Annotated in this window: 25 protein-coding genes and 1 pseudogene; 15 read left to right on the top strand and 11 right to left on the bottom strand. The window is 36.3% G+C overall.

Features of this window, described 5'->3' with window-relative positions; all coding sequences use genetic code 11:
* Positions 1 to 480 precede the first annotated feature (480 nt).
* Both LD272_RS04440 and gnd read left to right on the top strand, forming a co-directional pair.
* A complete protein-coding gene (locus LD272_RS04440) occupies positions 481 to 1,230 on the top strand; it encodes a Cof-type HAD-IIB family hydrolase (RefSeq protein WP_226035390.1) in 750 nt (249 codons plus the stop codon).
* 194 nt (positions 1,231 to 1,424) lie between these two features.
* A complete protein-coding gene (gene gnd, locus LD272_RS04435; protein WP_226035521.1) occupies positions 1,425 to 2,843 on the top strand; it encodes an NADP-dependent phosphogluconate dehydrogenase in 1,419 nt (472 codons plus the stop codon).
* Positions 2,844 to 2,894: 51 nt separating this feature from the next.
* Here the strand turns inward: gnd and LD272_RS04430 are convergent, their stop codons facing one another.
* Both LD272_RS04430 and zwf read right to left on the bottom strand, forming a co-directional pair.
* On the bottom strand, positions 2,895 to 3,521 hold the full coding sequence (locus LD272_RS04430; protein ID WP_226035389.1) for a cyclase family protein: 627 nt from the start codon (positions 3,519 to 3,521) through the stop codon (positions 2,895 to 2,897).
* Between the two features lie 20 nt (positions 3,522 to 3,541).
* Entirely contained in the window at positions 3,542 to 5,029 is a 1,488-nt protein-coding gene (gene zwf, locus LD272_RS04425; RefSeq protein ID WP_226035388.1) for a glucose-6-phosphate dehydrogenase, read from the bottom strand.
* Between the two features lie 303 nt (positions 5,030 to 5,332).
* Between zwf and LD272_RS04420 the strand changes: the two genes are divergently transcribed.
* On the top strand, positions 5,333 to 6,106 hold the full coding sequence (locus LD272_RS04420; protein ID WP_226035387.1) for a TIGR01457 family HAD-type hydrolase: 774 nt from the start codon (positions 5,333 to 5,335) through the stop codon (positions 6,104 to 6,106).
* Positions 6,107 to 6,180: 74 nt separating this feature from the next.
* Here the strand turns inward: LD272_RS04420 and LD272_RS04415 are convergent, their stop codons facing one another.
* Positions 6,181 to 6,540, bottom strand: a complete 360-nt coding sequence (locus tag LD272_RS04415; protein WP_226035386.1) for a helix-turn-helix domain-containing protein — start codon at positions 6,538 to 6,540, stop codon at positions 6,181 to 6,183.
* 454 nt (positions 6,541 to 6,994) lie between these two features.
* On the opposite strand from LD272_RS04415, the gene LD272_RS04410 reads away from it, so the two are divergent.
* Together LD272_RS04410 and LD272_RS04405 are read left to right on the top strand one after the other, a co-directional pair.
* A complete protein-coding gene (locus LD272_RS04410) occupies positions 6,995 to 7,291 on the top strand; it encodes a DUF5658 family protein (protein WP_226035385.1) in 297 nt (98 codons plus the stop codon).
* A gap of 20 nt (positions 7,292 to 7,311) precedes the next feature.
* Positions 7,312 to 7,530, top strand: a complete 219-nt coding sequence (locus tag LD272_RS04405) for a hypothetical protein (protein WP_226035384.1) — start codon at positions 7,312 to 7,314, stop codon at positions 7,528 to 7,530.
* A gap of 7 nt (positions 7,531 to 7,537) precedes the next feature.
* On the opposite strand, the gene LD272_RS04400 is transcribed toward LD272_RS04405, so the two are convergent.
* Together LD272_RS04400 and LD272_RS04395 are read right to left on the bottom strand one after the other, a co-directional pair.
* Positions 7,538 to 8,461: a DMT family transporter gene (locus LD272_RS04400; protein ID WP_226035383.1), complete on the bottom strand. Its 924-nt coding sequence runs from the start codon at positions 8,459 to 8,461 to the stop codon at positions 7,538 to 7,540.
* Positions 8,462 to 8,621: 160 nt separating this feature from the next.
* A pseudogene (locus LD272_RS04395) lies at positions 8,622 to 8,975 on the bottom strand (NUDIX hydrolase).
* A 134-nt stretch (positions 8,976 to 9,109) separates the two neighbouring features.
* On the opposite strand from LD272_RS04395, the gene LD272_RS04390 reads away from it, so the two are divergent.
* Positions 9,110 to 9,613 carry a GNAT family N-acetyltransferase gene (locus tag LD272_RS04390; protein WP_226035382.1) on the top strand — a complete coding sequence of 168 codons (504 nt, stop codon included), beginning with the start codon at positions 9,110 to 9,112 and terminating at the stop codon, positions 9,611 to 9,613.
* Positions 9,614 to 9,626: 13 nt separating this feature from the next.
* Here LD272_RS04390 and LD272_RS04385 read toward each other — a convergent pair whose 3' ends face one another.
* The gene (locus tag LD272_RS04385) at positions 9,627 to 9,854 is read right to left on the bottom strand and encodes a DUF2164 domain-containing protein (RefSeq protein ID WP_226035381.1); all 228 of its coding nucleotides are present in this window, start codon (positions 9,852 to 9,854) and stop codon (positions 9,627 to 9,629) included.
* Positions 9,855 to 10,045: 191 nt separating this feature from the next.
* On the opposite strand from LD272_RS04385, the gene LD272_RS04380 reads away from it, so the two are divergent.
* Complete coding sequence (locus tag LD272_RS04380; protein WP_226035380.1) at positions 10,046 to 10,261, top strand: YdbC family protein; 216 nt, start codon at positions 10,046 to 10,048, stop codon at positions 10,259 to 10,261.
* A gap of 76 nt (positions 10,262 to 10,337) precedes the next feature.
* Here the strand turns inward: LD272_RS04380 and LD272_RS04375 are convergent, their stop codons facing one another.
* The 3 genes from LD272_RS04375 to LD272_RS04365 form a co-directional block, all read right to left on the bottom strand.
* Positions 10,338 to 11,813, bottom strand: coding sequence for a UDP-N-acetylmuramoyl-L-alanyl-D-glutamate--2,6-diaminopimelate ligase (locus LD272_RS04375; RefSeq protein ID WP_226035379.1), 1,476 nt, complete (start codon positions 11,811 to 11,813; stop codon positions 10,338 to 10,340).
* A 343-nt stretch (positions 11,814 to 12,156) separates the two neighbouring features.
* Complete coding sequence (gene mreBH / locus LD272_RS04370) at positions 12,157 to 13,164, bottom strand: rod-share determining protein MreBH (RefSeq protein WP_226035378.1); 1,008 nt, start codon at positions 13,162 to 13,164, stop codon at positions 12,157 to 12,159.
* A gap of 200 nt (positions 13,165 to 13,364) precedes the next feature.
* Entirely contained in the window at positions 13,365 to 13,499 is a 135-nt protein-coding gene (locus LD272_RS04365; protein ID WP_226035377.1) for a DUF2639 domain-containing protein, read from the bottom strand.
* 158 nt (positions 13,500 to 13,657) lie between these two features.
* On the opposite strand from LD272_RS04365, the gene LD272_RS04360 reads away from it, so the two are divergent.
* From LD272_RS04360 to LD272_RS04350, 3 genes are all read left to right on the top strand, one after another.
* Positions 13,658 to 14,305, top strand: coding sequence for an MOSC domain-containing protein (locus LD272_RS04360; RefSeq protein ID WP_226035376.1), 648 nt, complete (start codon positions 13,658 to 13,660; stop codon positions 14,303 to 14,305).
* 89 nt (positions 14,306 to 14,394) lie between these two features.
* Positions 14,395 to 15,117, top strand: a complete 723-nt coding sequence (locus LD272_RS04355) for a lysophospholipid acyltransferase family protein (protein ID WP_226035375.1) — start codon at positions 14,395 to 14,397, stop codon at positions 15,115 to 15,117.
* Between the two features lie 22 nt (positions 15,118 to 15,139).
* Complete coding sequence (locus LD272_RS04350; protein WP_226035374.1) at positions 15,140 to 15,808, top strand: SOS response-associated peptidase; 669 nt, start codon at positions 15,140 to 15,142, stop codon at positions 15,806 to 15,808.
* A gap of 84 nt (positions 15,809 to 15,892) precedes the next feature.
* On the opposite strand, the gene LD272_RS04345 is transcribed toward LD272_RS04350, so the two are convergent.
* Positions 15,893 to 17,263, bottom strand: a complete 1,371-nt coding sequence (locus LD272_RS04345; RefSeq protein WP_439647379.1) for an alanine/glycine:cation symporter family protein — start codon at positions 17,261 to 17,263, stop codon at positions 15,893 to 15,895.
* Between the two features lie 179 nt (positions 17,264 to 17,442).
* Here LD272_RS04345 and LD272_RS04340 point away from each other — a divergent pair, with 179 nt between their 5' ends.
* From LD272_RS04340 to LD272_RS04330, 3 genes are read left to right on the top strand one after another with little or no spacing between them, the layout of a single operon-like run.
* A complete protein-coding gene (locus tag LD272_RS04340; protein WP_226035373.1) occupies positions 17,443 to 17,937 on the top strand; it encodes a low molecular weight protein-tyrosine-phosphatase in 495 nt (164 codons plus the stop codon).
* Positions 17,930 to 18,238 (top strand): YtxH domain-containing protein, encoded by a 309-nt coding sequence (locus LD272_RS04335; protein ID WP_226035372.1) that lies wholly within the window; start codon positions 17,930 to 17,932, stop codon positions 18,236 to 18,238. Before LD272_RS04340 ends, LD272_RS04335 begins: the two co-directional genes overlap by 8 nt.
* Positions 18,239 to 18,271: 33 nt before the next feature.
* Positions 18,272 to 19,099, top strand: a complete 828-nt coding sequence (locus LD272_RS04330; RefSeq protein ID WP_226035371.1) for a YihY/virulence factor BrkB family protein — start codon at positions 18,272 to 18,274, stop codon at positions 19,097 to 19,099.
* 656 nt (positions 19,100 to 19,755) lie between these two features.
* Here LD272_RS04330 and LD272_RS04325 read toward each other — a convergent pair.
* Positions 19,756 to 21,690: a heavy metal translocating P-type ATPase gene (locus LD272_RS04325; protein ID WP_226035370.1), complete on the bottom strand. Its 1,935-nt coding sequence runs from the start codon at positions 21,688 to 21,690 to the stop codon at positions 19,756 to 19,758.
* Positions 21,691 to 22,105: 415 nt separating this feature from the next.
* On the opposite strand from LD272_RS04325, the gene LD272_RS04320 reads away from it, so the two are divergent.
* Positions 22,106 to 22,945 carry a transporter substrate-binding domain-containing protein gene (locus LD272_RS04320; protein WP_439647380.1) on the top strand — a complete coding sequence of 280 codons (840 nt, stop codon included), beginning with the start codon at positions 22,106 to 22,108 and terminating at the stop codon, positions 22,943 to 22,945.
* A gap of 10 nt (positions 22,946 to 22,955) precedes the next feature.
* Positions 22,956 to 23,651, top strand: coding sequence for an amino acid ABC transporter permease (locus LD272_RS04315; protein WP_226035368.1), 696 nt, complete (start codon positions 22,956 to 22,958; stop codon positions 23,649 to 23,651).
* Positions 23,652 to 24,028: the final 377 nt, after the last annotated feature.

The following is a 24,028-nucleotide window of genomic DNA, read 5'->3' as shown; positions in this document are numbered from 1 at the left end:
GAAGCAGATTATATATTGTCTCACCTATCCACTCATTTGTCAAATGTTTTTGAGATTTTTAATTTCGAGTAGTTATCAATTGAATACAAACAGAATAATGGTATAGTTTTTTTAAGTGTACAATATTCCTCTTTTTCCTTAATCGGAGACGTGTACCTAATGACTAACTCTAATTGTAAAAAGGAGGAACATAATGAGGAGACTAAAGAATGTTTACTATGGCTGGGTGATCGTTTTCATTGCAGCAATAGGTGTTTTTTTCTCTTATGGTTATGAACGCCTTTGATTAAATGTTATTTGGCTCATTACCTTTTGGCGTGGGTTACGACATGTTGGGGAGTTATTCACCAATTTTAATAATCGGACTTATTATCCCTGTTATTGGAGCAATTTGTGCATTGATAGCTAAGAAACCAGCTAAGCAACAGGTACTTGGTTTATGATTTGTCAAAATAGTATATGTGTAAAGGAGCTTTTGTCATGAAAAATAAGCAGAAAAAACAGGATGTACGCCTAATAGCTTTAGATATGGATGGCACCTTATTAGATGCTAATCACAGAGTTTCTGAAGAAAACAAAAAAGCAATTACAGCTGCTCGTAATCAGGGGGTAGAAGTGATTCTCTCAACAGGAAGACATTTTAGTACTTGCAATGACTATGCAAAATCACTTGAGTTATCGTCTTATTTAATTACCGTCAACGGAAGCGAGATCTGGACAGCATCCGGTGAATTAGTAGAACGGCAATTGCTAGATATACCGTTAATAAAAATGCTCGTGGACTTACATAAAAAACATAAAACGTCGGCATGGATGACCTCTACTGATCAAGTCTTTAGAGGAGAAGTACCAGATGATCTTGATGCACATCAATGGTTGAAGTTTGGTTTTGATATTGATGATGAACAAGTAAAACAGTTGATTATGGATGAGTTGTCTATTAATGAATCATTAGAGGTTAGTAATTCTAGTCTAACTAATATCGAAGTCAATGCAGTTGGTATTAATAAAGCAAGAGCAATTGAAAAAGTTTGTCAAAGGTTAAACATCACTATGGATCAGGTAATGGCAATTGGCGACAGTTTAAATGATATTAAAATGATTGAAGAAGCAGGTTTAGGAATTGCAATGGGTAATGCTCAGGAAGACGTGAAGAAGGTTGCTGATTGGATAACAAGCACACATACTGAGAGTGGAGTTGCACATGCTATTGAAAAATGGGTATTATAAATTACACGAATTTCGCAAAAATAAAGGTATTTTACTTGCAGGTGACCATCGCTTGTAATAAGTTTATATATAGAGACGGAATTAGAAAGTTTTTTATTTTGTACAACAAAAGAATCCTTTGCTCTTGTTGCCGTAATCAATACTAAGAAGGTATGATGAGTAAAGAAATGAATGAAGAAGGGGCGATACTAAAGATGGCAAAACAACAAATGGGTGTAATAGGTCTTGCAGTAATGGGTAAGAACCTAGCATTAAACATTGAAAGTCGCGGGAATTCGGTTTCTGTTTTTAACCGTTCATATCAAAAGACGGAAGACTTTTTAGCAAATGAGGCTGCTGGAAAGAATTTCTTTGGTGCAAACACGATTGAAGAGTTTGTAGATTCACTTGAGAAACCACGTAAAATTATGTTGATGGTTAAAGCGGGTGCTCCAACAGATGCTACCATTGCGCAGTTAAGGCCACTTCTTGAAAAAGGTGATATTCTGATTGATGGTGGGAATACCTTTTACGAAGATACAATTAGACGCAATAAGGATTTAGAAGAATCAGGTATTCACTTTATCGGTACAGGTGTATCCGGTGGTGAAGAAGGAGCATTAAAAGGGCCTTCAATTATGCCTGGTGGTCAAAAGGAAGCTTATGATTTAGTTAAGCCAATCCTGGACTCCATTTCTGCAAAAGTAGATGGAGAACCTTGTTCTACATATATCGGACCAAATGGTGCAGGCCACTATGTGAAAATGGTTCATAATGGTATCGAATATGGCGACATGCAGCTAATCTCTGAGGCGTATTTCATTATGAAGCATGTCTTAGGTTCGGATGCTGATGAGCTTCATCAAGTGTTTGCTGAATGGAATAAGGGAGAATTAGACAGTTACTTAATTGAAATTACAGCTGATATCTTTACTAAAAAAGATGAAGAAACAAATAAACCAATGGTAGATGTTATTTTGGATACTGCTGGTCAAAAAGGAACTGGAAAATGGACAAGTCAAAGCGCACTTGATTTAGGTGTTCCTTTACCAATTATTACTGAATCAGTGTTTGCACGTTTTATTTCTGCAATGAAGGAAGAGCGTGTGAAGGCAAGTAAAATACTACATGGCCCTTCTGCTGGAACTAAAGCATATGAAGGTGATAAAGATGAGCTAATTGAAGCGATTAGACAAGCCCTTTACATGAGTAAAATCTGTTCATATGCACAAGGGTTTGCACAAATGCGTGCAGCATCTGATGAATACGACTGGAACCTGCGTTATGGAGATATCGCAATGATTTTCCGGGGCGGCTGTATTATTCGTGCTCAGTATTTGCAAAATATTAAAGAAGCTTATGATCGTGACCCTGGTTTAACAAACTTACTACTTGATCCTTATTTCCAGGAGATCGTAGAAAGCTATCAATCGTCATTACGTAAGGTTCTAGCTATTGCGATTGAACGGGGAATTCCTGTTCCAGGATTCTCAAGTGCCTTGGCATATTTCGATAGCTATCGAACAGAAACGCTACCAGCTAATCTTCTCCAAGCTCAGCGTGATTACTTTGGTGCACACACATATCAACGTGTTGATAAAGAGGGTACGTTCCACACAGAGTGGATGGAATAAATATAAAAGAAGCGTCCTGCTCATTATTTGAGCAGGACGCTTTTGTTTCGTCTAAAAAGGCTGGTTATCAAAAAGTATTACTCTAGCAAGAGATGCTTCTGTTTCCGTAAGTTTTATAGGTGCTGCAACCATATAATAATTTTTACCAGTAATTTCTCTCAACCTAAGACCTTCAACGATAATGATGTCATTACTGAATAGCTTTTTGTGAGTAGGGTTCTTGGATTGGCTGCGCTCAATACCATGAGTGTCTATCCCGACACCATTAATGTTTTGTTCAACTAAAAAATCTGCGCCATCTTCTTTAAGGTAAATAAAATTAGGATCAAATGTGTCCGTCTGATGGAATGAATTTTTTGTCTTGAATAGAATGAAGTCATCCTGCTTTATATCAAGATTTTCTAAATCTGTTCTACTTATTCCGTCAGTGACTGATGTTAAGTCAAACACTTTCACAGGGCCAACAAGTCTTTCTAACGGAATGGTTTTGAATGTCTCCCCGTCATTAATCATGTGAAGGGGAGCATCAATATGTGTTCCGGTATGAAGATTTATATCCATGTTTGTTGTAGTGATATGTTCGTTGGTACTTCGAGTAAATTTTGGCTGTGCTCCAGACAAGTTTTCCCATACAGCCATTCCGTTATAAACCGACATAGAGATATCATACATTTTCATGTTTGTTCCTCCTATGGTTTCTACTCTTCTTGGGATACAGCCCACCAATGAAAACCGTCTTTTTGTAGTAGAGCATCAGAATCTTTCGGGCCGTTTGACCCAGACTCGTAATTTGGAAACTGACTTGCGGATTTGTTATTCCAAGCATTACTAATTACATCAACATACTTCCAAGAAAGTGCAACTTCATCCCAATGGGTAAAGTTTGTTGAATCACCGCGCATACAATCATAAAGTAAAAATTCATAAGCTTCAGGTGTGTTCATTTTATCTTTACTATCGTTATTATAGTTTAGCTTGATTGGAGTTGAAGTTGATCCGAAATCGCCTTTTTTAGCATTTAAGTGTAAAGTTACCCCTTCGTCTGGTTGGATACGGATGACAAGCAGGTTGGGGTGAATATTCTCGCCTTTATCATAGTATAAGTTCATTGGTAAATCTTTAAATTGGATAATAATCTCAGTGGATTTTTGTTTCATACGCTTGCCGGTCCGAATATAAAAAGGGACGCCCGCCCATCTGAAATTATTAATTATCAATTTACCAGATACAAATGTTTCTGTATTCGAACTTGGATCAACGGAGTTACTATCACGGTATCCATTAACCTCTTCTCCATTTACAATGCCTCGGTCGTACTGTCCTCTGACGAAATAATTATCTACCTCATCTTCTGTAATTGGCTTTAATGCCCGAAGAACTTTAACCTTTTCACTACGAATTTCATCAGTAGTTAATTTAATAGGTGGCTCCATGGCTAGTAATGCCATCATTTGTAACATATGGTTTTGAACCATATCTCGAAGTGCTCCAGAGGACTCGTAATAACGTCCCCGGTCTTCAACACCAAGAATTTCACTAGAAGTAATTTGAATATTTGATATAAATTGATTATTCCATAACGGCTCAAACATAGCGTTTGCGAAGCGAATTACTTCAATATTTTGGACCATTTCTTTTCCTAAATAGTGGTCAATACGGTATATTTGGTCCTCTGTAAAAGCTTGTCTTAATTGATCATTTAATTCTTTTGCCGACTCAAAGTCATGGCCAAAAGGTTTTTCTATTACTAGCCTCTTCCAACCATGAGTTGTTGTTAATCCTTCTGATTTCAGGTTGGCTGCTATGGTACCAAAGAAATTAGGTGCCATTGCTAGATAAAAAATACGATTGCCTTCTGTATGATACTCATCTTCTAAAGTGTTTAATAAGGTATTAAGCTTTTGGTATGACTTTATATCTGTTACGTCAAACGGATGATAATGAAAATGAGAAGCGAACGTATCATGGTCAACTTCTTGATCTTGAAAATGATTGACGGACTGCTTTACATTATTTTGAAATTCATCATTGGTTAAAGGTCGTCTTGCTACACCAACAACAGCAAAATCCTCTGAGAGTTTCCCGGTTCGATAAAGTCTGTAAATAGATGGGTATAACTTTCTGTTTGCTAAATCGCCTGTTGCACCAAAGATAACGATAATTGATTTAGGAGCATTAGTTGTCATTACTTAACTACCTTTCTTTATATATGATAGATTTACACATAATATGTAACTTGTTCATTAATAATATGCTAATAAGGTATTCAGCTTAAAAACGTTAAATGAACGGAATTAAATGTATGTATGTCTTATTATACAATACCATGATAGGGAGCGTTTATAAAATTATTTACTTAATATTGAATATTTTCACTATTTCATTGTAACAAAATATCTTATACAATTACTAAGTAGACTTGGCTGAAGTTACAGCACAACTAAATATAGATGAAATGGTAAGCTAAGATTATTTCTAGGAGGATAATAATGAAACAATATAAAGGATTTTTAATTGATTTAGATGGTACTGTTTACCTGGGAACAGAGAAGATAGAGGAAGCGATAACGTTTGTTAAAAAACTAGAACAAAAGAAATTACCCTATCTTTTTTTAACAAATAACTCAACTAAACACCCTAGTAAAGTATCTGAGATACTAGAAGAAATGGATGTTCCTTCAACTCCTGAGCATGTCTTTACAACAAGTATGGCGACAGCGAAATTCATTTCAGAAAGCCATCCAGGCGCTAGCGTTTACCCAATCGGGGAGGAGGGACTAATTACTGCTTTAAAAGAAGAAGGCTTAACCATTGTAGAAGAAGCAGCAGATTTTGTAGTGATGGGATTAGATCGAACGATTACATATGAAAAGCTTGCTGTTGGTGCTTTAAACATTCGAAATGGCGCACAGTTTGTTGCTACAAACGGAGATGTTGCATTACCTACAGAAAGAGGATTTCTTCCAGGAGCTGGCTCGCTTATTTCAGTATTATCCGTGACAACTGGTGTCAAACCGAAGTTCATTGGTAAACCGGAATCAATTATCGTAGAGCAAGCTTTAGAAGTCCTGGGTACATCAAAAGAAGAAACATTAATGGTAGGAGACAATTATCATACAGATATTTTGGCTGGCATCAATGCTGGTATCGATTCGCTCTTAGTACATACAGGGGTAACAACAAAGGAACATTTAAAGGATATAAAAATTAAGCCAACCTATTCGATAGAAACACTTGCTGAGTGGACATTTGGTGAAAGTTAGGAAAAGAGGATGCCAACTGGCATCCTCTTTTGAATGTTGAAACGGCACTTTGTAATCAATTAGAAAGTATGCTTTTACTCCCCCTCATTAGGTGGCTGAGAGTTTTTTTTATTTTTATATGTGATGTATTTCCGAACTTGAAGAAAGTCTTCTTTACTCATTCCTTCATTGATGGCTTGTTTTAATAAGCTCTCCCATTCCTTATCTATTTTGAATGGTGACTTTTTTGAAGAGTATGGTTCTTCTCCTAATAAGTAATCTATTGATGTATCGAGTCTTATGGCAATCTTTGCAAGAATTTGTAAAGATGGATTCTGTTGTATTCCGCGCTCAATATAGCTCAGGTATGATTTAGACACACCTGTTAAAGAAGCGAGTTTTGTAATTGAATATCCTTTTATTTTTCTTTGGGCCTTCATCCTTTCGCCTATCATTTCATATCCCCTAACTAATATAATTTGTTTTTAAACAAATGCATCCTTAAGTTCATTATATAGCACAAAATATTCTTTACAAAGTTCAAAAAACGAAGAGATGAAGAGTAAATTCAAGATAAAGAACAGTTTTTGTTCTTTATAAAGTTATTTTGGGCATATTCAGGGTTTTATAAAACAAGAAACAAGGGATATACTCAAATCAAAGTGTTCTTTAAAAAGAACGCGGTGAGGCTCAAGAAGATAAATGATCAGGGTCAGGGAATGAATCGGATAAAAACATGTAAGAGAATTACTTATTCCTTAATTTTAAGGAGGGGGAATTATGAGCAGTTTATTAGATCCTGAAGAGACGCCGATTGATTTGTAAATAAATAGAGATCTTGACTTTTTAGCCAAGGTCTCTAAATAAATTGTTTCCATTCAGAATAAATAAACATGAAGTAGGGGTTCGATGTTCAAACATTTGTTTCTATATTTAGCAGTCTTAAATGTGGTAGACGGTTTTATTACTTTGTATGGTTTAAAAAATGCTTATATCACTGAACTGAACCCGGTAATGAATGAACTTTATCAGTTAAATCCATTTCTGTTTATCACATCTAAAGTAGGACTCTCGTTACTGTTGATCATGTTTATAGTTGCTAAGCAGATACCTGAAACACATTTAGTGAGTGGATTAGCCATTGCAGCTTCAATTATCTACACCAAAACATTTGTACTACACGTCTTTTGGTTAGTCCAAATTTAGCGAGAGGGGAGAAGAACATTATGAACATGAAAACATGTAACCAATGCTATCAACCTTCTTTTAGTAGTCGGAAAGCTGGTGAGTGGATTTGCCCAGTCTGCTTTGCAGATTTAACTGCTGTTAAACTAAGAGATGCGGAATTTGTATGTAAAAAAAGTTCCGTAGAAAATCAACATAACTTACAGAAACGCTATTGTAAGCAGGCGCAAACAGATCCGGATTTTTCAACCTATATATAATTTAAAGCTAACCATTGTTCGCAATTTTTTGATCGTTTGTAACACTATTTTTTGCATTAACTTTCTTATTGGTAATAGCAACTCCAGTAATAACTAAAATACCTCCAACTATTTGTACCCAAGTAATTATTTCTCCTAAGAATAGGACTGCACCAATCATTGTAAAGACGGGTATTAAATTGAGAAAAATTGATGCCTTAGATGGACCTATCTCGCTAACGCCTTTATTATATGCCATCAGTGCGATAAGTGAAGGAAATACGCCCAAATAAATTAGCCCGAGGATCACTGGAGTAGACCAATTAATTGATGCGATTTTATTGTACTCGATAGCTGACAATGGAACCAAAATAACAATAGCAATGACACACATGACAAGTAAGCCACCCATTACTGGGAATTTCCAAGTGTGTTGTTTAATAAATATCGAGTAAATTGCCCAGGTTAACATTGCGCCAAGCATGATTATATCCCCTGGATTAAAGGACAATGATAGAATGACGTCTAAGGACCCCTTCGTAATAACAGAGAATACTCCGAATAAAGATAGAATAACTCCTATCAACTGTACTTTTGTAAACCGCTCGTTAAAAAGAATAAAACCAAGCAATAGTGCGAATACTGGTGTTGATGACTCAACTATTGCGGCATTTACAGAAGTCGTGTAGTTAAGTGCTAAATATACCAATATATTAAATAAGACAAGACCGGAGATAGATAGTGATAGAATTGCTTTCCATTCTTTTCTCCAAAGCGCACGATTCTTTTTCCACTCAGAGTACCCAAAAGGAAGTACCGCTATAAATGCAATAAGGTAACGGAGCAGTGTCAAAGTTATCGGAGGGATCTCTTCAGATACGGGTTTTCCAACAAGTAGGTTTCCCGCATAAAGCATCATTGCGAATGCTAGTAATAAATACGGATTGCGCATGATAAATCCTCCCTCTAAATTTTAAAACAAGACGATTTCTATCTTAACATGTTTTTTGGTAGTTAGACTATGTATAATAGTTATATACTAATTTGTTAATCAGAAAAACTGTAGTTGCCACCATGATCTCTCTGGTGGCAACTACAGTTTGTTTGATAATTCACTTTCCTTCTAATCTACCCAAAAGTTGATTTTGTTTAACACCCCATGTTTCATAGGGGATGAAATTGGTTGAGTGCATAGCATCTGTAACTCTGGGTCTCATATGTGGGCGTGTGATGTATTGAAGCATTATAGTAGACACCCGATATACCATTGGTTTAATGGTAATCCCTGTTTCCTCAAAAAACTCTCTTTGAACTGCTTAATCAAGCGCCTCGCCTTCTTCAACTTGTCCACCTGGAAGTTCCCAAGTATCTGACCGGTAGTGAGTCTTCACAAGCAATACCTGACCTTGGTGATTGGTAACATATGCGTACACGGAGACAAAAGTGTCCAAGATATCACCCTCCATTTATTTATAAAGTTGATTAAATCTTGATAGGCTAGTTACTAACAAGATAGGGTAATTGTTTACATATATTTTTTCATAGTTAACAGAAAGTAGCTACACCTGTAAATTAAAATGATTGAGTGGAGGTCGTCTGAATGAATAGAATCCTACAAACAGATAGGTTAGCTTTTAGAGAAATGCGTGAGGATGATGTAGATCATTTGTTGAAAATTTTTACTGATCCAATCGCAATGAAATATTACCCGTCAACCAAAAATGAAGAAGAGACGGTAAGGTGGATAAATTGGACATTAAACAATTATAGAAAATTTGGCGTAGGTTTATGGGTGGTTGAGAATGTACATACAGGAGAATTTCTCGGACAGTGTGGAATAGTACCACAAAAGATAGATGGGGAAGTGCAAATGGAAATTGGTTATTTATTTGCACAAGAATTTTGGGGCAATGGCTATGCTACAGAAGCAGCACAAGCTTGCAAACAGTATGGTTTTGAGAAATTGAAGATTCCTACGCTAATATCCCTAATTGACCCCAAAAATAAAGCGTCAATTAAGGTTAGCGAAAGAATTGGAATGAAGCAAAAAAAAATGATAAAAAAGCGAGGTAAGTTATTGTGGATTTACGCACTCCAAGGATAGTTATAAAAGATAGTTATTTTTGTATTTCAAAAACGTCATCTAATTTGTCGACCATATACGTATGGGCGTCCTCAACACCGAGATTATAAAATTTCGGTGCTAACTCTTCTATGAAAAAATCGAGCATTAATGTTGCTGCAAGCTCTCCCAGTTTTTCATTTCTCTCCTCATCAAAATACTGCTGTATAATCTTGACCATATCTTGTTTTTCTGTTTTCGTCAGTTTGAATTTTTTCTTCATAGGTAAAGCTCCTTTGTATGCTAATAGAATATCTAGCGTGTTATTGCTTGGTATTCCTTTGTCCATCAGTCGGAATAGCTATAAACATTTTTATAGACATAGAAACACCCCTGAAAAGGAAAACAATGTATAATTAGTATAGCAGAATGGAAATTAAAAAACGAAAACTATTCAGAAAAAGGTGAGAGTAATTGGCAGAATTAAAATATGAAATTGTTGAAACATTAGGTGTTATTTCGGAGTCTCCAAAAGGTTGGAAAAAAGAGTTAAACTTAATTAGTTGGAATAAAAGAGAAGCAAAATATGATTTAAGGGATTGGGCACCTGACCACGAAAAAATGGGTAAAGGAATTACCTTGTCAAATGAAGAAATTAAAACGTTGAAGGCCTTGTTAAATAAGTTATAGGTTAATCATCATTGTTACCAATGAACCTACCCTGTTAATTAATAGGTTTAGCCCCTCTCCTTGGTCAAGAGAAGGACTAAACTTTATAGGTATACTTTTTAAGACAGTGTTTTTTAACAGTATCTAAATCACTGTGTGCTATTTTTTTATTTTTAACAATTTGATAATCTTCTTGCCCTTTTCCGGCGAAAATTAGTATATCACCAGGTTCACTAAAAGTGATCGCATGAGAGATTGCCTCTTCCCGATTTTCTATTAATACGTAATTTTCATGTAACATTCCCTTTTCCATATCTTTAAGAATTGTATTTGGATCCTCATAACGAGGGTCATTTATTGTTAAAACAACGTAATCTGCTGCGGATGCTTTTTCTGCCATCAGTGGACGCTTTACTTTGTCTCTGTCACCACCAGTTCCTACTAAGAAAATAAGTTTCTCTTTTTTGAACGGTAGGACAGAATTAATTGATTTCTCAATTGCGTCTGGAGTATGTGCATAATCAATATACATGGTTACAGGAGCTGCGATATCAACTTTCTCCATCCGACCATTAACAGGAGGGAGATCTTTTAAGGTGTTCACCATTTGATCTACTGATAACCCTTTGGCAAATAGAGACGCCATTGCAGCTAGAATATTGTAAATGTTGAATTCACCAAGCAATTTAGTTTCTACATTGAAAATTCCTTGAGGCGTTACTAAAGTGAAACAGGTTTGGTTAATTTTATAATCGATATCAACTGCTTTAAAATCTGCATCTGTTTGTAAACCATAACTAATAACTTCAAATGGTGACCAGTAACTAAAAATCCGATACCAATCATCATCCTGATTCAACACTAAATATTTTGCCTTTGTTAGATCTTGTCCTAACTGGGCGAAAAGCAATCCCTTGACGTAACCGTATTGTTCCATTGAGTCATGATAATCTAAATGGTCATGACTCAAGTTAGTAAAGGCAACCACATCAAAATCGACACCCCATAGCCTTCCCTGTGATAAACCGTGGGAAGAAACTTCCATTACTACATGATCTAATCCTTGCCTGACAGCTTTATCTAACAACTTTTGATTAGTTAAGACATCACAGGTGGTGTTTTCGCTAGTTGATTTTTCTCCTTCAATTTCAAAACCAAGTGTCCCTGCCAAAGCTGCCTTCTCATTTGTTTTTGTTAGTAGCGAGTAAATAAGATTCGTTACAGTAGTCTTACCATTTGTTCCTGTCACCCCGAAAACATTGAGTTTCGTTGATGGATAGTTGTAGAACTTATTTGCAAGATGTGCTAGTGCTTTAAAGGTATCTTTTACAATAATTAATGCTGCTTCATTTGGATTTATATCAAGGTGCTTTTCTGCAACAATTACGGATGCACCTTTATCAAGCGCCTGCTGATAATAGTCATGTCCATCTACAGTAAATCCTCGAGTACAGATGAACATGCTTTCTTGTTCTACTTTACGGGAGTCGTTATGAATCCCTGTAATTTTTTCCGGTAAAACGCCAACTACTTCTTTAATTTTGAAGTAGGAAATTAGTTCAGATGTATTCATTATTTAACCTCTCGTAATAATTTTTGACCTTTTTATTTTATCCATTTTTAAAAGATGTAGTACTAGAAACATTTTCATGAAAGGATAGAAACTAGAAAAATATACGAAGGTCACTTTGCATATTGAATAAAAAAGAGACCTTACAATGTAAGGTCTCTGTTAACTAAGATAAGAAATAGTATAAACTTTGATGTCTAGCTCCAGCGCCTACCCGGAGCGGTTTGCTTATTTCGAATGCACCCGCCTGAGGTCTAAAGCCAAGCCTCATCACGGGCAAAAAGCACCACGCCGAGGGCTTGTCTTAAGCTTGTCGGGGATGAGCAAGGCGCCTGCGCTTTTGTTGTTATTTCAGTGCTTTTTGTAGTTTGTGAATCATCTTAAGTGATCTTCCAGTGCCAATTGCAACTGACTCAAGTGGATTTGGTGCTAGGTGAACTGGGACATAGATTTCATTGGCGAGCCATTCCTGCATACCATTTAGAAGTGAACCGCCACCTGTTAATGTTACCCCGCGGTCGACAATATCACCACTAAGTTCTGGAGGGCAATTTTCTAAAGTAGACCGTACTGTATCTAATATTGATTCTAGTGATTCCCTGATCGCTTGTTGTATTTGAGTAGATGTAACTGTGATTGTTTTAGGTAAACCAGTGACTAAATCTCTACCCCGGACATCCATCGACTGCTCTTCATGTTCAATTAATGCATAACCAATTTCCATTTTAATATTTTCAGCTGTTCGAACTCCAATTAAAATATTGAAATTTTTGCGAATGTATTGAATAATTTCTTCATCCATCTTATCTCCACCAGTGCGGACGGAGCGACAAGATACAACTCCACCAAATGATATAATTCCAACTTCACTGGTTCCACCACCAATGTCGACAATAACACTTGCGATTGGCTCATCAACAGGGAGGTCAGCCCCAATCGCTGCTGCAATCGGCTCTTCAATTAGATGGACTTCTTTGGCGCCGAAACTTTTAACGGCATTATGGATTGCTCGTCGCTCTACTGACGTACTTCCAGAAGGCGTACATACAACGACAGTAGGTTTTCTCATCGATAAACCAATTTTTTTGCTAACCTTTTTTAATACTTCTTTTAGCATTTGAGCGGTAATGTCGTAATCAGCAATTACGCCGTCTTTTAACGGACGAATGGGTACGATATTTCTAGGTGTTTTACCAACCATTTCTTTTGCTTCTGTTCCTACTGCGACAACTTGATTCGTTCTTGTATCTATTGCAACTACGGAAGGTTCGTTTAATACGATTCCTTTTGATTTTGTATAAACAAGTATATTTGCGGTACCTAAGTCAATACCAACTTCAGCATTTGAAAACATGAGTGTTCCTCCATCGATGTGAATTTTCTTTTCTATAGCATTTCTCATTTTAACAGAAATTTATGGGGGTTGCGTAGTTAGTAAAAATTGGCAGGTTATTAATAAAGAAAAATAGAACAGTGATATATGTACTCAAATTGGTTCAGAAAATAAAAAAGCAGGAAACAAATGTTCCTGCTTTCAACAAGTGAAATTAAGTTTTATACTTCTTGTTTTTCTTCTAATAGGTTTGCAAGTACGTATTTTTTGTACTTCTCAATTTTGCGTCCTTGAATGTAACGCACACCTAAACCTTTAAGTTCTTCTACATACCAACCCTTACTACCTAAATGCATACCTATCATCCTTTCCAAAATGTTTAAAAATCACGCAGCAGCCATTGTAACATTTGGAAAATATCTATGAAAGACTAAAGTTCATTTTGTCATTTTTTAATATATAATAAAAGAAAATCAATTAGTTTGAAACGAAAATTTAAAAAGGGGTTTTAAAATTGAATTATCAAATTGTGTCTCTAAACATTGGGACTCCAAACAAGTATAATTTTAATGGCAAAAATCTACACACTGGCTTTATTAAAAAATCTACTTCCAAACCTGTTTGGCTATCCAAAAGAGGGTTTGAAGGAGATGGACAGGCAGATTTGAAAAATCATGGTGGAGAAGATAAGGCGCTTTTAATGTACAGTTTTCACCACTATAAATATTGGCGAGCTAGGTACAACCGGGATTTTGTAGCACCGGCTTTTGGAGAAAATATTACTGTTGACCATTTACCGGAGAAAGAGGTTCACCTTGGTGATACCTTTAAGTTGGGAGACGCGATCATACAAGTTTCTCAGCCGAGAAATCCGTGTTATAAAATTGCGGAGGTCCATCAAATCAAAGACATACCTGCAGTTGTAACTGAAACAGGCTTCACTGGCTATTACTTTCGAGTCCTAAAGGAAGGGTATGTGGCTCCAAATGATGAATTAACTCTTATCGAAACCAATCCCAATCAAATAACGATCTCGTTTGTTCACCAGACACTCTTTTGTAATAAGGATGATATTGACGCCATCAATCAAATTTTAACTGTTGATGCAATCGCGGCTACCTTGCGCAAATCGCTAGAGACTAAATTGGTCAAACTGTATTGACTCGAAATAGAGAAATTGTGTTCTACTGAATCGGTAAATTCCGATAATGAAAATATCTATACGTCACTTGAAAAGGGAGAGAGCTTACCATGCGAACTTTATTAATATATATTTTTGCAGCTTTTACAGTCTTAAGAACTTTACCCGATCTTAGAAGGGTAAAGAAAATTTCTGATAGTGTACCAATTAAAGATAAGAATGAGCGTGTATTTCAAGCGCCACAGAATGTAGCTCTTAAGGTAATTGAGAGAACTGGAACGAAGGTAAATGTCCGGGGACAAAATAAATTACCAAACGGTCCTGTTCTATATGTTTCGAATCATCAAGGAATTTTTGATATTTTAGTATTAATAGGTTTTGCTGGAAAGCCTTTGGGGTTTATTGCTAAAAAAGAAATTAAAAAAATACCGATTGTCCGTGCTTGGATGGATGAGATGCAATGTGTATTCATAGATCGGGCTAACCGTAGAGAAGCAATTAAAGTGATTAGTAAAGGAATAGATAACTTAAAAAATGGTCAGTCGATGGTTATTTTTCCTGAGGGAACTAGAAGTAGAGGTGCAAAGCTACACGAGTTTAAATCTGGAAGTTTAAGACTCGGCACAAAGGCTGGAGTACCTATTGTACCGGTTGCAATCAATGGAACGTACAATATTTTAGAAAACAATAATGGAAAAATAAAAGCTGCAGATGTAACTATCGAGATATGTGATCCGATTTATCCTGATCAGTATGAAACTAAGAAGAATACGGAGATAGCAAAAGATATCCAAAGAACTATAGAACGTGCGATAATAAATCATCAAAACTAAAAGAGTTAAGGAGTGTCTAAACATGTGTGGTCGATTTACACTTGATGCAAATGAGTTAGAAGTTCTCCAGGAATATGATTTAAAGGGTAATATAACGTCCTATCAACCAAGATATAACATAGCGCCAGGACAAAATATACTAGCGATTATTCATGATGGGCAGAAAAAAAGAGCAGGATTTCTGAAGTGGGGTCTTGTTCCATCTTGGGCAAAGGATTCAAAAATTGGCTATAAGATGATTAATGCTAGAAGTGAGACGGCTCATGAAAAGCCGAGTTTCAAACAATTATTATCTGGTAAACGTTGTTTGATTATTGCTGATAGCTTTTACGAATGGCAAAAATCTGAAGTAGGCAAACAACCGAAACGAATCTCTTTGGCTAATCGAAAGCTATTTGCTTTTGCTGGTTTATGGGATATGTGGGAGAATGATGGACAACGACTACATACATGTACAATTCTTACCAAAGAAGCAAATGATTTTATGCATAAAATCCACGATCGTATGCCGGTTATCTTGCCAAAAGATAAAGAAGAGCAATGGATCAAACCAATAAAACGACATCCAAATGAAGTTCATGAGTTTCTTGAAACACTAAAGGTGGAAGAGTTAACTGCCTATAATGTTAGTGATATTGTGAACTCAGTAAAAAATGAAAATAAAGCATGTATTAAGCCACTAACTTCGTAAGGTTAGTCACGTGTAATGGAAATTCATAAAATTTGGGATAGTGCCAGATTTATAGGTGCGGCACTATCCCAAGTTTATTCATTATTAATTTGCCTGACTTTTGGCTAACTCTTTTTCTTCTTTTGCAACTTTTAAGAATTTTCTCGTCTCAGCTACAACAACTCCAGAGAGACCAAGAAGTCCAATTAAGTTTGGCAATGCCATTAATCCGTTCATAATATCAGCGATACCCCAGATTACATTTAGAGTTTCAATGGCGCCATAGAAGACAAGTAAAATGAAAAGAGCTCGGTAGTATGGAATGAACTTATCTTTGAACAAATAACTAAAACATTTTTCACCATAGTAAGACCAACCGACAATGGTAGAAAATGCGAAGAAGATAGTTCCTATTGTAACAATATAAGTACCTGCGTCACCTAGGAACAAAGCAAACGAAGCGGAAGTAAGTTCTGCCCCAGTTAACCCACCTGCATATAAATTTCCCATTACCAAAGTAATACCAGTAATCGAACAAACAATAATTGTATCAATAAATACTTGAGTCATAGATACTAATGCTTGGCGACCTGGATAATCTGTCCTAGCAGCAGCTGCGGCAATTGGAGCAGAACCTAGACCAGCTTCATTGGAGAACACTCCTCGTGCCACACCATACCGAATGGCCGTTCCTAAAAGACCACCGCCAACTGCACTTCCGGTAAACGCATCCGAAAAAATAAGACTAATTGCGCTAGGAACAAGATCGAAATTCATAATAATAATAATTAGTCCACCAACAACATAAAAAAGAGCCATGATAGGAACGAAGAATGATGTAACACGTCCTATGCTTTTTATACCACCTATAATAACAAGTCCTGCTAAGACGGCGAGGGCAAGTCCTGTACCCCACTTAGGTACATTAAAAGAGCCATTTAGTACATCGGAAACAGTATTAGACTGTACCATGTTTCCAATTCCGAATGCAGCAATAGCGCCAAATATTGCAAAAGTAATACCAAGCCACTTGGCATTTAGTCCTCTTTCTAAATAATACATTGGCCCGCCAGAGATTTCTCCTTTATCGTTGGTTACACGATACTTGACCGCCAAAATTGCTTCTGCGTATTTAGTAGCCATACCCAAAAACGCTGTGACCCACATCCATAGAACTGCTCCAGGACCACCTAAAACTACTGCAGTTGCAACACCTGCAATATTACCTGTCCCGATAGTAGCGGCCATAGCTGTGGTGAGTGCTTGATAATGACTGATATCCCCTTTGGATTTCGTATTTTTCTTTTCAGGACTAAAAGCAAGTTTTAATGCGTAAGGTAATGCCTTGACCTGGAGAAATCCGAGTCTAATCGTGAGATAGAGGCCAGTTCCTACTAATAGGATTAATAGTGGAGGACCCCAAACATATCCGCTAATCTGATTAACTACATTTAACAAGGTTGATTCTTCAGTCAACATAATTCCCCCTTAAAAGTATGGTTAAATATTATACTAGTTTAAAATTCCTGTAAACTGTACGGCTAAAATCAAAAACTACTTCAATACGAATAGTTTCGCGTAGTAATCGTCAAGTTTTCTTTATGCAAAACATATATGTATAATTAAACTAGTAAGATGGGTAGGTGTTAAAAGATATGATTAAGGTATTATTTATATGCTTAGGAAATATTTGTAGGTCCCCTATGGCAGAAGCTGTTTTGCGTGACTTAATACATAAACAAGGTTTGGACCAATGGTTAACTGTTGATTCAGCCGGAACCGGCCAATGGCATAATGGTAATTCACCTCATCCTGGAACTAGAAACCTGTTAGAGAGGCAGTCTATTTCATATTTTGGAATAAAAGCAAGACAGGTGGAGAAAGATGATTGGGAAGAATTTGATTATATTATTGCGATGGACGATGAAAATATAGAGGATTTACAAGCAATTCAGAATGAAGGTAAAAATGTAAAAATTGCAAAGTTAATGGATTTTGTCAAAAATCCATCAGAAAGTAATGTGCCAGACCCTTATTATACGAACAACTTTGACTATACTTACGAATTGATTAATCAAGGATGTTTAGAGTTTCTTGAACATGTAAAGCTAACACATCATCTGAAAATAAGGAGTGGAATGAATGAGTAATCGAAAACTAATTAGAGGTATAATTATAGGAGCGGCGGTTGGTGGATTAGTTACCATGTTTGATCGAAACACAAGAAATGATGTTTTGGATCAGCTGAAAACATCGAGCCGTACAGCGAACAATTACGTGAAAAATCCTTCAGAAGCTTTTTACAATCTTCGAAATAGTTACGAAACCATATCTACAGACTTAACAAGAGGAATAAATAGCGTCTTAACTATCCTAACTCAGGTGCAAGAAACGTTAGATTCAATCAGCCAAGCTGAAGTGACAGAAAATGAAAAGCTAAAAGGTGAATAACTAAACGTTAAAGGAAGAGGGGAGAATTGCTCCGTGTTAGAAGCATTTCAGTTTGTAAAAAGATTATTAAAACGAATGATGGATGACGATGTATTTGGTTTGTCCGCACAGTTAGCCTATTTCTTTTTACTGTCCTTATTTCCATTTATGATTTTTCTGGTGACTCTTTTGGGTTATTTACCGTTACCGGAAATAGATGTTATGAATTTTATTGGTAGCTATGCGCCTGCTGAAACAGTAAATCTTATCAGTGAAAATGTAGATAAGATTGTTTCTGAAAGGAACGGGGGACTATTATCAATCGGTATAATTGGTACGCTTTGGTCTGCATCTAATGGGATTAATGCAATTATGCGCGCATTTAATGCGGCATATAATGTCGAGGAAAATAGGTCGTTTATTGTTTCTAGATTAATAGCTATTGTGCTTACTATTGCAATGCTTTTTGTAATTATCATTGCCTTTTTACTTCCGATTTTTGGTGAAGCAATTGGTGTTTATTTATTTTCATTTTTTGGTCTTTCTGATGACTTTCTGCAAACATGGAATACGCTCAGGTGGGTTATTTCATCGGTTGTATTTTTCACCGTTCTACTAGCTCTTTACATACTTGCACCTAATAAAAAAGTTCACATTAAAGATGTAGCAATTGGAGCGATTTTTGCGACAATTTGCTGGCAACTAGTATCTTTATTATTTTCTCATTATGTTAATACAATCGGTAACTATTCTGCCACATATGGAAGTCTTGGTGGAGTAATTATTTTAATGATATGGTTCTATATTTCTGGCATTATCATTATTACCGGTGGGGAAATTAATGCACTATTAAAACTTCGAAGAATAGAAAAGAGTTGGTAATATCAAAAAGCTGGCTTCTCTTTTAGCCAGCTTTTTGATTATTTAGTAACTAGAATTTCCGATATCCGGTTTTTATTTTCAGCTGTTTTCTAAACCATCGTTGCTTTTTCCAAGTATTGAATCTTAATCGAAATTTCTATAGACTACGACGTAACTGCTGAGTTGATTTCCATTTATATTCTTTATAAGATGAATGCTATGTCAGCGCTGCGGCAATACACTTCGCTTTCCGCGGGTGGCTGATGAGCCTCCTCGTGCTGCGCACTGCGGGGTCTCATCTATGCCTTTCCTCCCGCAGGAGTCTTCGTGTATTGCCTCCGCTTAGGAAAGCTTTCTGTACAAATGGCAAGAGTCTCACGAAATGTTGATTTTACGGCATATAGATACTCATTAATCAGAAAACCACTACTCAGCGTAGGCAGAATACGAAGACTCCAGTGGGACTAGCGAAAGGTTTTCGATGGGACGAGTAATCGCAGTCCCACGAGCCGAAGATCCCGGAAGAATCGTTCTTTGATTCTGAGGAGGCTAAGGCCGTGCCCACGGAAAGCGAAGTATTCTGACGAAGCGATCGTATCGCACTCGATTCAATTAGAGTGGAACTAGAATTTACGTCACAATTCCCATCAATAGCCACAAACAATGCGAAAAGAGCCTTATTTTAATAAGCGTAGTCCATTTAAAATAACTAAAATGGTACTACCTTCATGTCCAATTACACCTAACGGCAAATCAATAACCTGTAAAAAGTTAGTTAAAATTAACAATGAAATAACGGTAATTGACAGTACGACATTTTGTTTTACTATTTTGTTCATCCGTTTGGAAATGGTAATTGCATCGGCGACTTTTGATAATTTGTTCTTCATTAGTACAATATCAGCAGTCTCTAGTGCAACATCTGTTCCGGTTCCCATCGCAATCCCGACGTTGGCAGTAGCGAGGGCAGGGGCATCATTTATGCCATCACCAATCATGACAACGTGACCGAATTTTGTTTGCAATTCTTTTATGTGAGTCACTTTATCTTCAGGAAGGCAGTTAGCAATACATTGATCAACACCAGCTTCTTTTGCGATTGCATTGGCTGTCGTTTGATTATCTCCAGTAATCATTATGGTATGGATGTTGTTTTTCTTTAATAACTGAATTGCCTTTTTACTATCCTCTCGAATAGAATCTTTTAAAGCAAAGACAGCTACTACTTCATCCCCATTTGCGATAAACACGAGTGATTTAGATTGATCTGCGAGTTGTTTCGCAATCCCATTATGAAATTTATCCGCTTTATCTTTTCCAACAAAATCAGCGTTCCCGATTTTCCATGTTTTATTGTCTACGTTTGCCTTAACACCGCTACCGCTAATATCTTGCATGTGTGTTACTTCGTAGTTGATAGGAATAACTTTTTGGTTACACAGTTTAACAATTGCTTGGGCTAGTGGATGATTGGATTCCTTTTCGATGGAAGAAATTATCGGTAAAACATAGTCTTCTTCATCTGATGAACGAAAGAAGGAATCTGTAACGACAGGCTTTCCGTGTGTTAACGTTCCTGTTTTATCAAAGGCAATAGCATGAACATTCGATAGGTTTTCAACATGAACGCCACCTTTAAATAAGATTCCTTGCCGTGCCCCGTTCGATATAGCGGATAGAGTTGCCGGCATAATTGACGCCACTAATGCACAAGGAGATGCAACTACCAGTAATATCATTGCTCGATAAATCGAAACTGTAAAACTCGATCCAAGTAAATAATGAGGAATGAACATCATAAGGATAACAAGGATTAGAACTGCATTTACATACTTATTTTCAAATGTCTCAATAAATAACTGAGATGGTGATTTCTCGCTTTGAGCTGACTGAACAAGACTAATAATTTTTTGGAATAACGATTCATTAGCTGGTTTTTCCATTTCAACAGTTATACTTCCGTTTAAATTGACTGTTCCTGCGAAGACCTGATGATCCATTTCCTTAGTAACTGGCATCGCTTCACCTGTGATGGCACTTTCATCAATTGATGTTGTTCCAGAAGTAATAATACCGTCAATGGGTACACGTTCTCCGGCTTTGATAAAAATTTTATCACCAACAATCAATTCTGAAACATTAATTAATTCCTGTTCATTACCGTTGATTCTTAGTGCTTGCTCAGGTTGCAGATTCATCAATGAGGAGATATCGCGTTCGCTTTTGTTCATTGTATAAGTTTCAAGAGCACCTGATAAAGCAAATATAAAGATGAGAATAGCTCCTTCAGTCCAATAACCAATTGCTGCAGAACCGATTGCTGCAAATATCATGAGCATTTCCACATTTAGTTTTTTAGTTGAGACTGTTTCTTGAATACCTTCTTTGGCTTTGGCAAAACCACCAATAATAAACGCGGTACTATTGAGTAGTACCCAAATGCGGTGATCAAGAGAATTTTCAAAAACCCAGGCAAGAAGAATTAATAATCCGCTAAAAAGGGCAGCAAGTAGCTCGCCATGAAGTTTAAGGAAGTCAAAACTTTTACTTAAGATAGGCTGATTCATTTCGTTAGGGCTCTTATTTGTAATGATTTTAGCTAGAGTTGCCATTATATACATCCCCTTTAACTAATTGAGAATAATAATCACTATCGAGTGATTAAAATGTTGTTTTATTGGTATTTAAATTTATTTTTAATAAATCCTTATTTATAATTATTATAATTTAGCTATATTATTATAGTATCACATTAAAGAAAATCGTCAAGATAATTTAGTGGTGAATTAATGACAATATTTTAAGTTTTAATTAATTTTATAATTTAAGTTATAGGGGTTTGATTTAACCATAAAATAAATAGAATCAAAATTTTTTCTATTTATACCAACTAGTAATAGTTGTATAACAGTTATTACTAATTTCAAAAACAGAGTGCTATAACGTTGATTTAAAAGAAATAAACTGTTATCTTTTATAGAGTAAACTTTATATAACAAAAGTAAATAAGGTGGGGTTAACATGAAAATGAAGGGGTTTACAATTTTATTTGTACTAATACTTGTATTGGCAGCTTGTGGTTCAAAAGAGGAAGACGTATCCTCTGAACAGTGGGATGAAATTCAAGAAGCGAATCAGATTGTTGTCGGTACGTCTGGCACACTTTATCCTGCATCCTTTTATCCGGAGGGATCAGAGGAATTAACGGGTTATGATATTGAGATTATCAGGGAGATTGGAAATCGTCTTGATCTAGACATTTCCTTTGAGGCGATGGGGGTCGATACGATGCTTTCATCATTAACAAATGGTCGGGTTGACTTAATTATTAATGACATGGAAGTAACAGAAGAAAGGAAGGAACAGTTTTCCTTTAGTGAGCCATATAAATATTCGTACACAACAATGATTGTAAGGGCAGAAGATCATTCGGGAATTGAGTCTTTAGAAGATTTAGAAGGAAAAGAAGCTGGTGGGGGAGCAACGACAGTTTTTAGTCAGATTGCCGAACATTATGGAGCTGAGATTGTTACTTACGGAAATGCAACGAATGATACGTACTTAAGAGATGTTGATAATGGGCGAACAGATACTGTTATTAACGATTATTACTTACAAAGCTTAGCACTAGAAGCTTTCACGGAATTTGATATCGTGCTTCATCCTGATTTAAAATTTCACCCAACAGAACAAGCAATTGTAATGCCAAAAGGTTCTGAAATGTTAACAGAGAAAATAAATGAAACATTAGCTGAAATGCGTGAGGATGGAACACTTACTGAAATTTCTAAGCAGTTCTTTGGTGGAAAAGATGCTTCTAAGCTACCAGAAGAAGAAATAGTTGAAATTGAAGGCCTTGACTTGTAGGTGAGTAGCCATGTTTGAAATAGACGTCAATGGTTTTGACTTTGGTGGATTCTTTGATGTTGAACTTGCAATAAAGAATCTTCCTTTTGTATTAGGAGGACTTCCAATGACTATCGCTGTCTCTTTCGTAGGGATGGCGATTGGTTTAATACTAGGATTGTTTCTCTCACTTGGGCGTAGATCAGATAACAGATTGTTACGGTGGCCATCTCGTTTATATATTTCGTTCATGAGAGGGACGCCAATTCTAGTTTTTTTGTTTATTTTATACTCGGGCCTTCCTGTTGTTGGCATCGAATTAAACGCCTATACTGCAGCAATTATCGGCTTTGGGTTGAACAGTGCAGCGTATATAGCCGAGATTAATCGGGCATCTTTGAACAGTGTCCCAAGTGGACAGTGGGAATCTGCTAAAGCGTTAGGGTTTACCTACTGGAGAACGTTACGGACAATTATTTTGCCACAGGCGACAAGAATTGCTCTACCGCCCTTGACAAATGTATTTTTGGATATAGTAAAGGCTACATCGCTAGCAGCCGTCATTACTGTACCTGAATTGTTCCAAAAAGCTCAAATTGTTGGTGGCAGGACATTTGATCCAATGACAATGTATGTACTTATTGCATTGATTTACTGGCCATTATGTATTGTGATTTCTGCATTCCAAGAAAAGCTCGAAAAAAGGTTTAGTAGATATGTGAATTAACCTTAGTTTATCAGTAGTTTTTCTTGTCAACGTGAAAAATACCTGTGCCTATTTTTAGAAGCTCGAGCATCTCACATAGTAGTGAATGTCGAGCTTCTTTTTTAAAGGTGAGAAAGTATAGAGTTTTGCGCATCGATGTCTAGCTCCAGCGCCTAGACCGCTCAAGGTGGATTCACTAAGGAAAACTCCTTAGAATAGTCATAAATAATTCACTTACCGTGGAGAAAACAGCAAAGCACATAACTATTAGTGTAACTTTTCGCATTATTTTTTATTAACTAAAGGTCCCTTATACGAACAAGACTAAAGTCCTTTATGAAGGTCAAATCCCTTCGTATTCTCGCTCATTTTGACTTTCATCTACTTCATGAAGGTCA

This window comes from Aquibacillus saliphilus (genome assembly GCF_020404745.1).
GTDB classification, from domain to species: Bacteria; Bacillota; Bacilli; order Bacillales; family Amphibacillaceae; genus Aquibacillus; species Aquibacillus saliphilus.
This window is presented reverse-complemented; position numbering and strand designations above follow the sequence as displayed.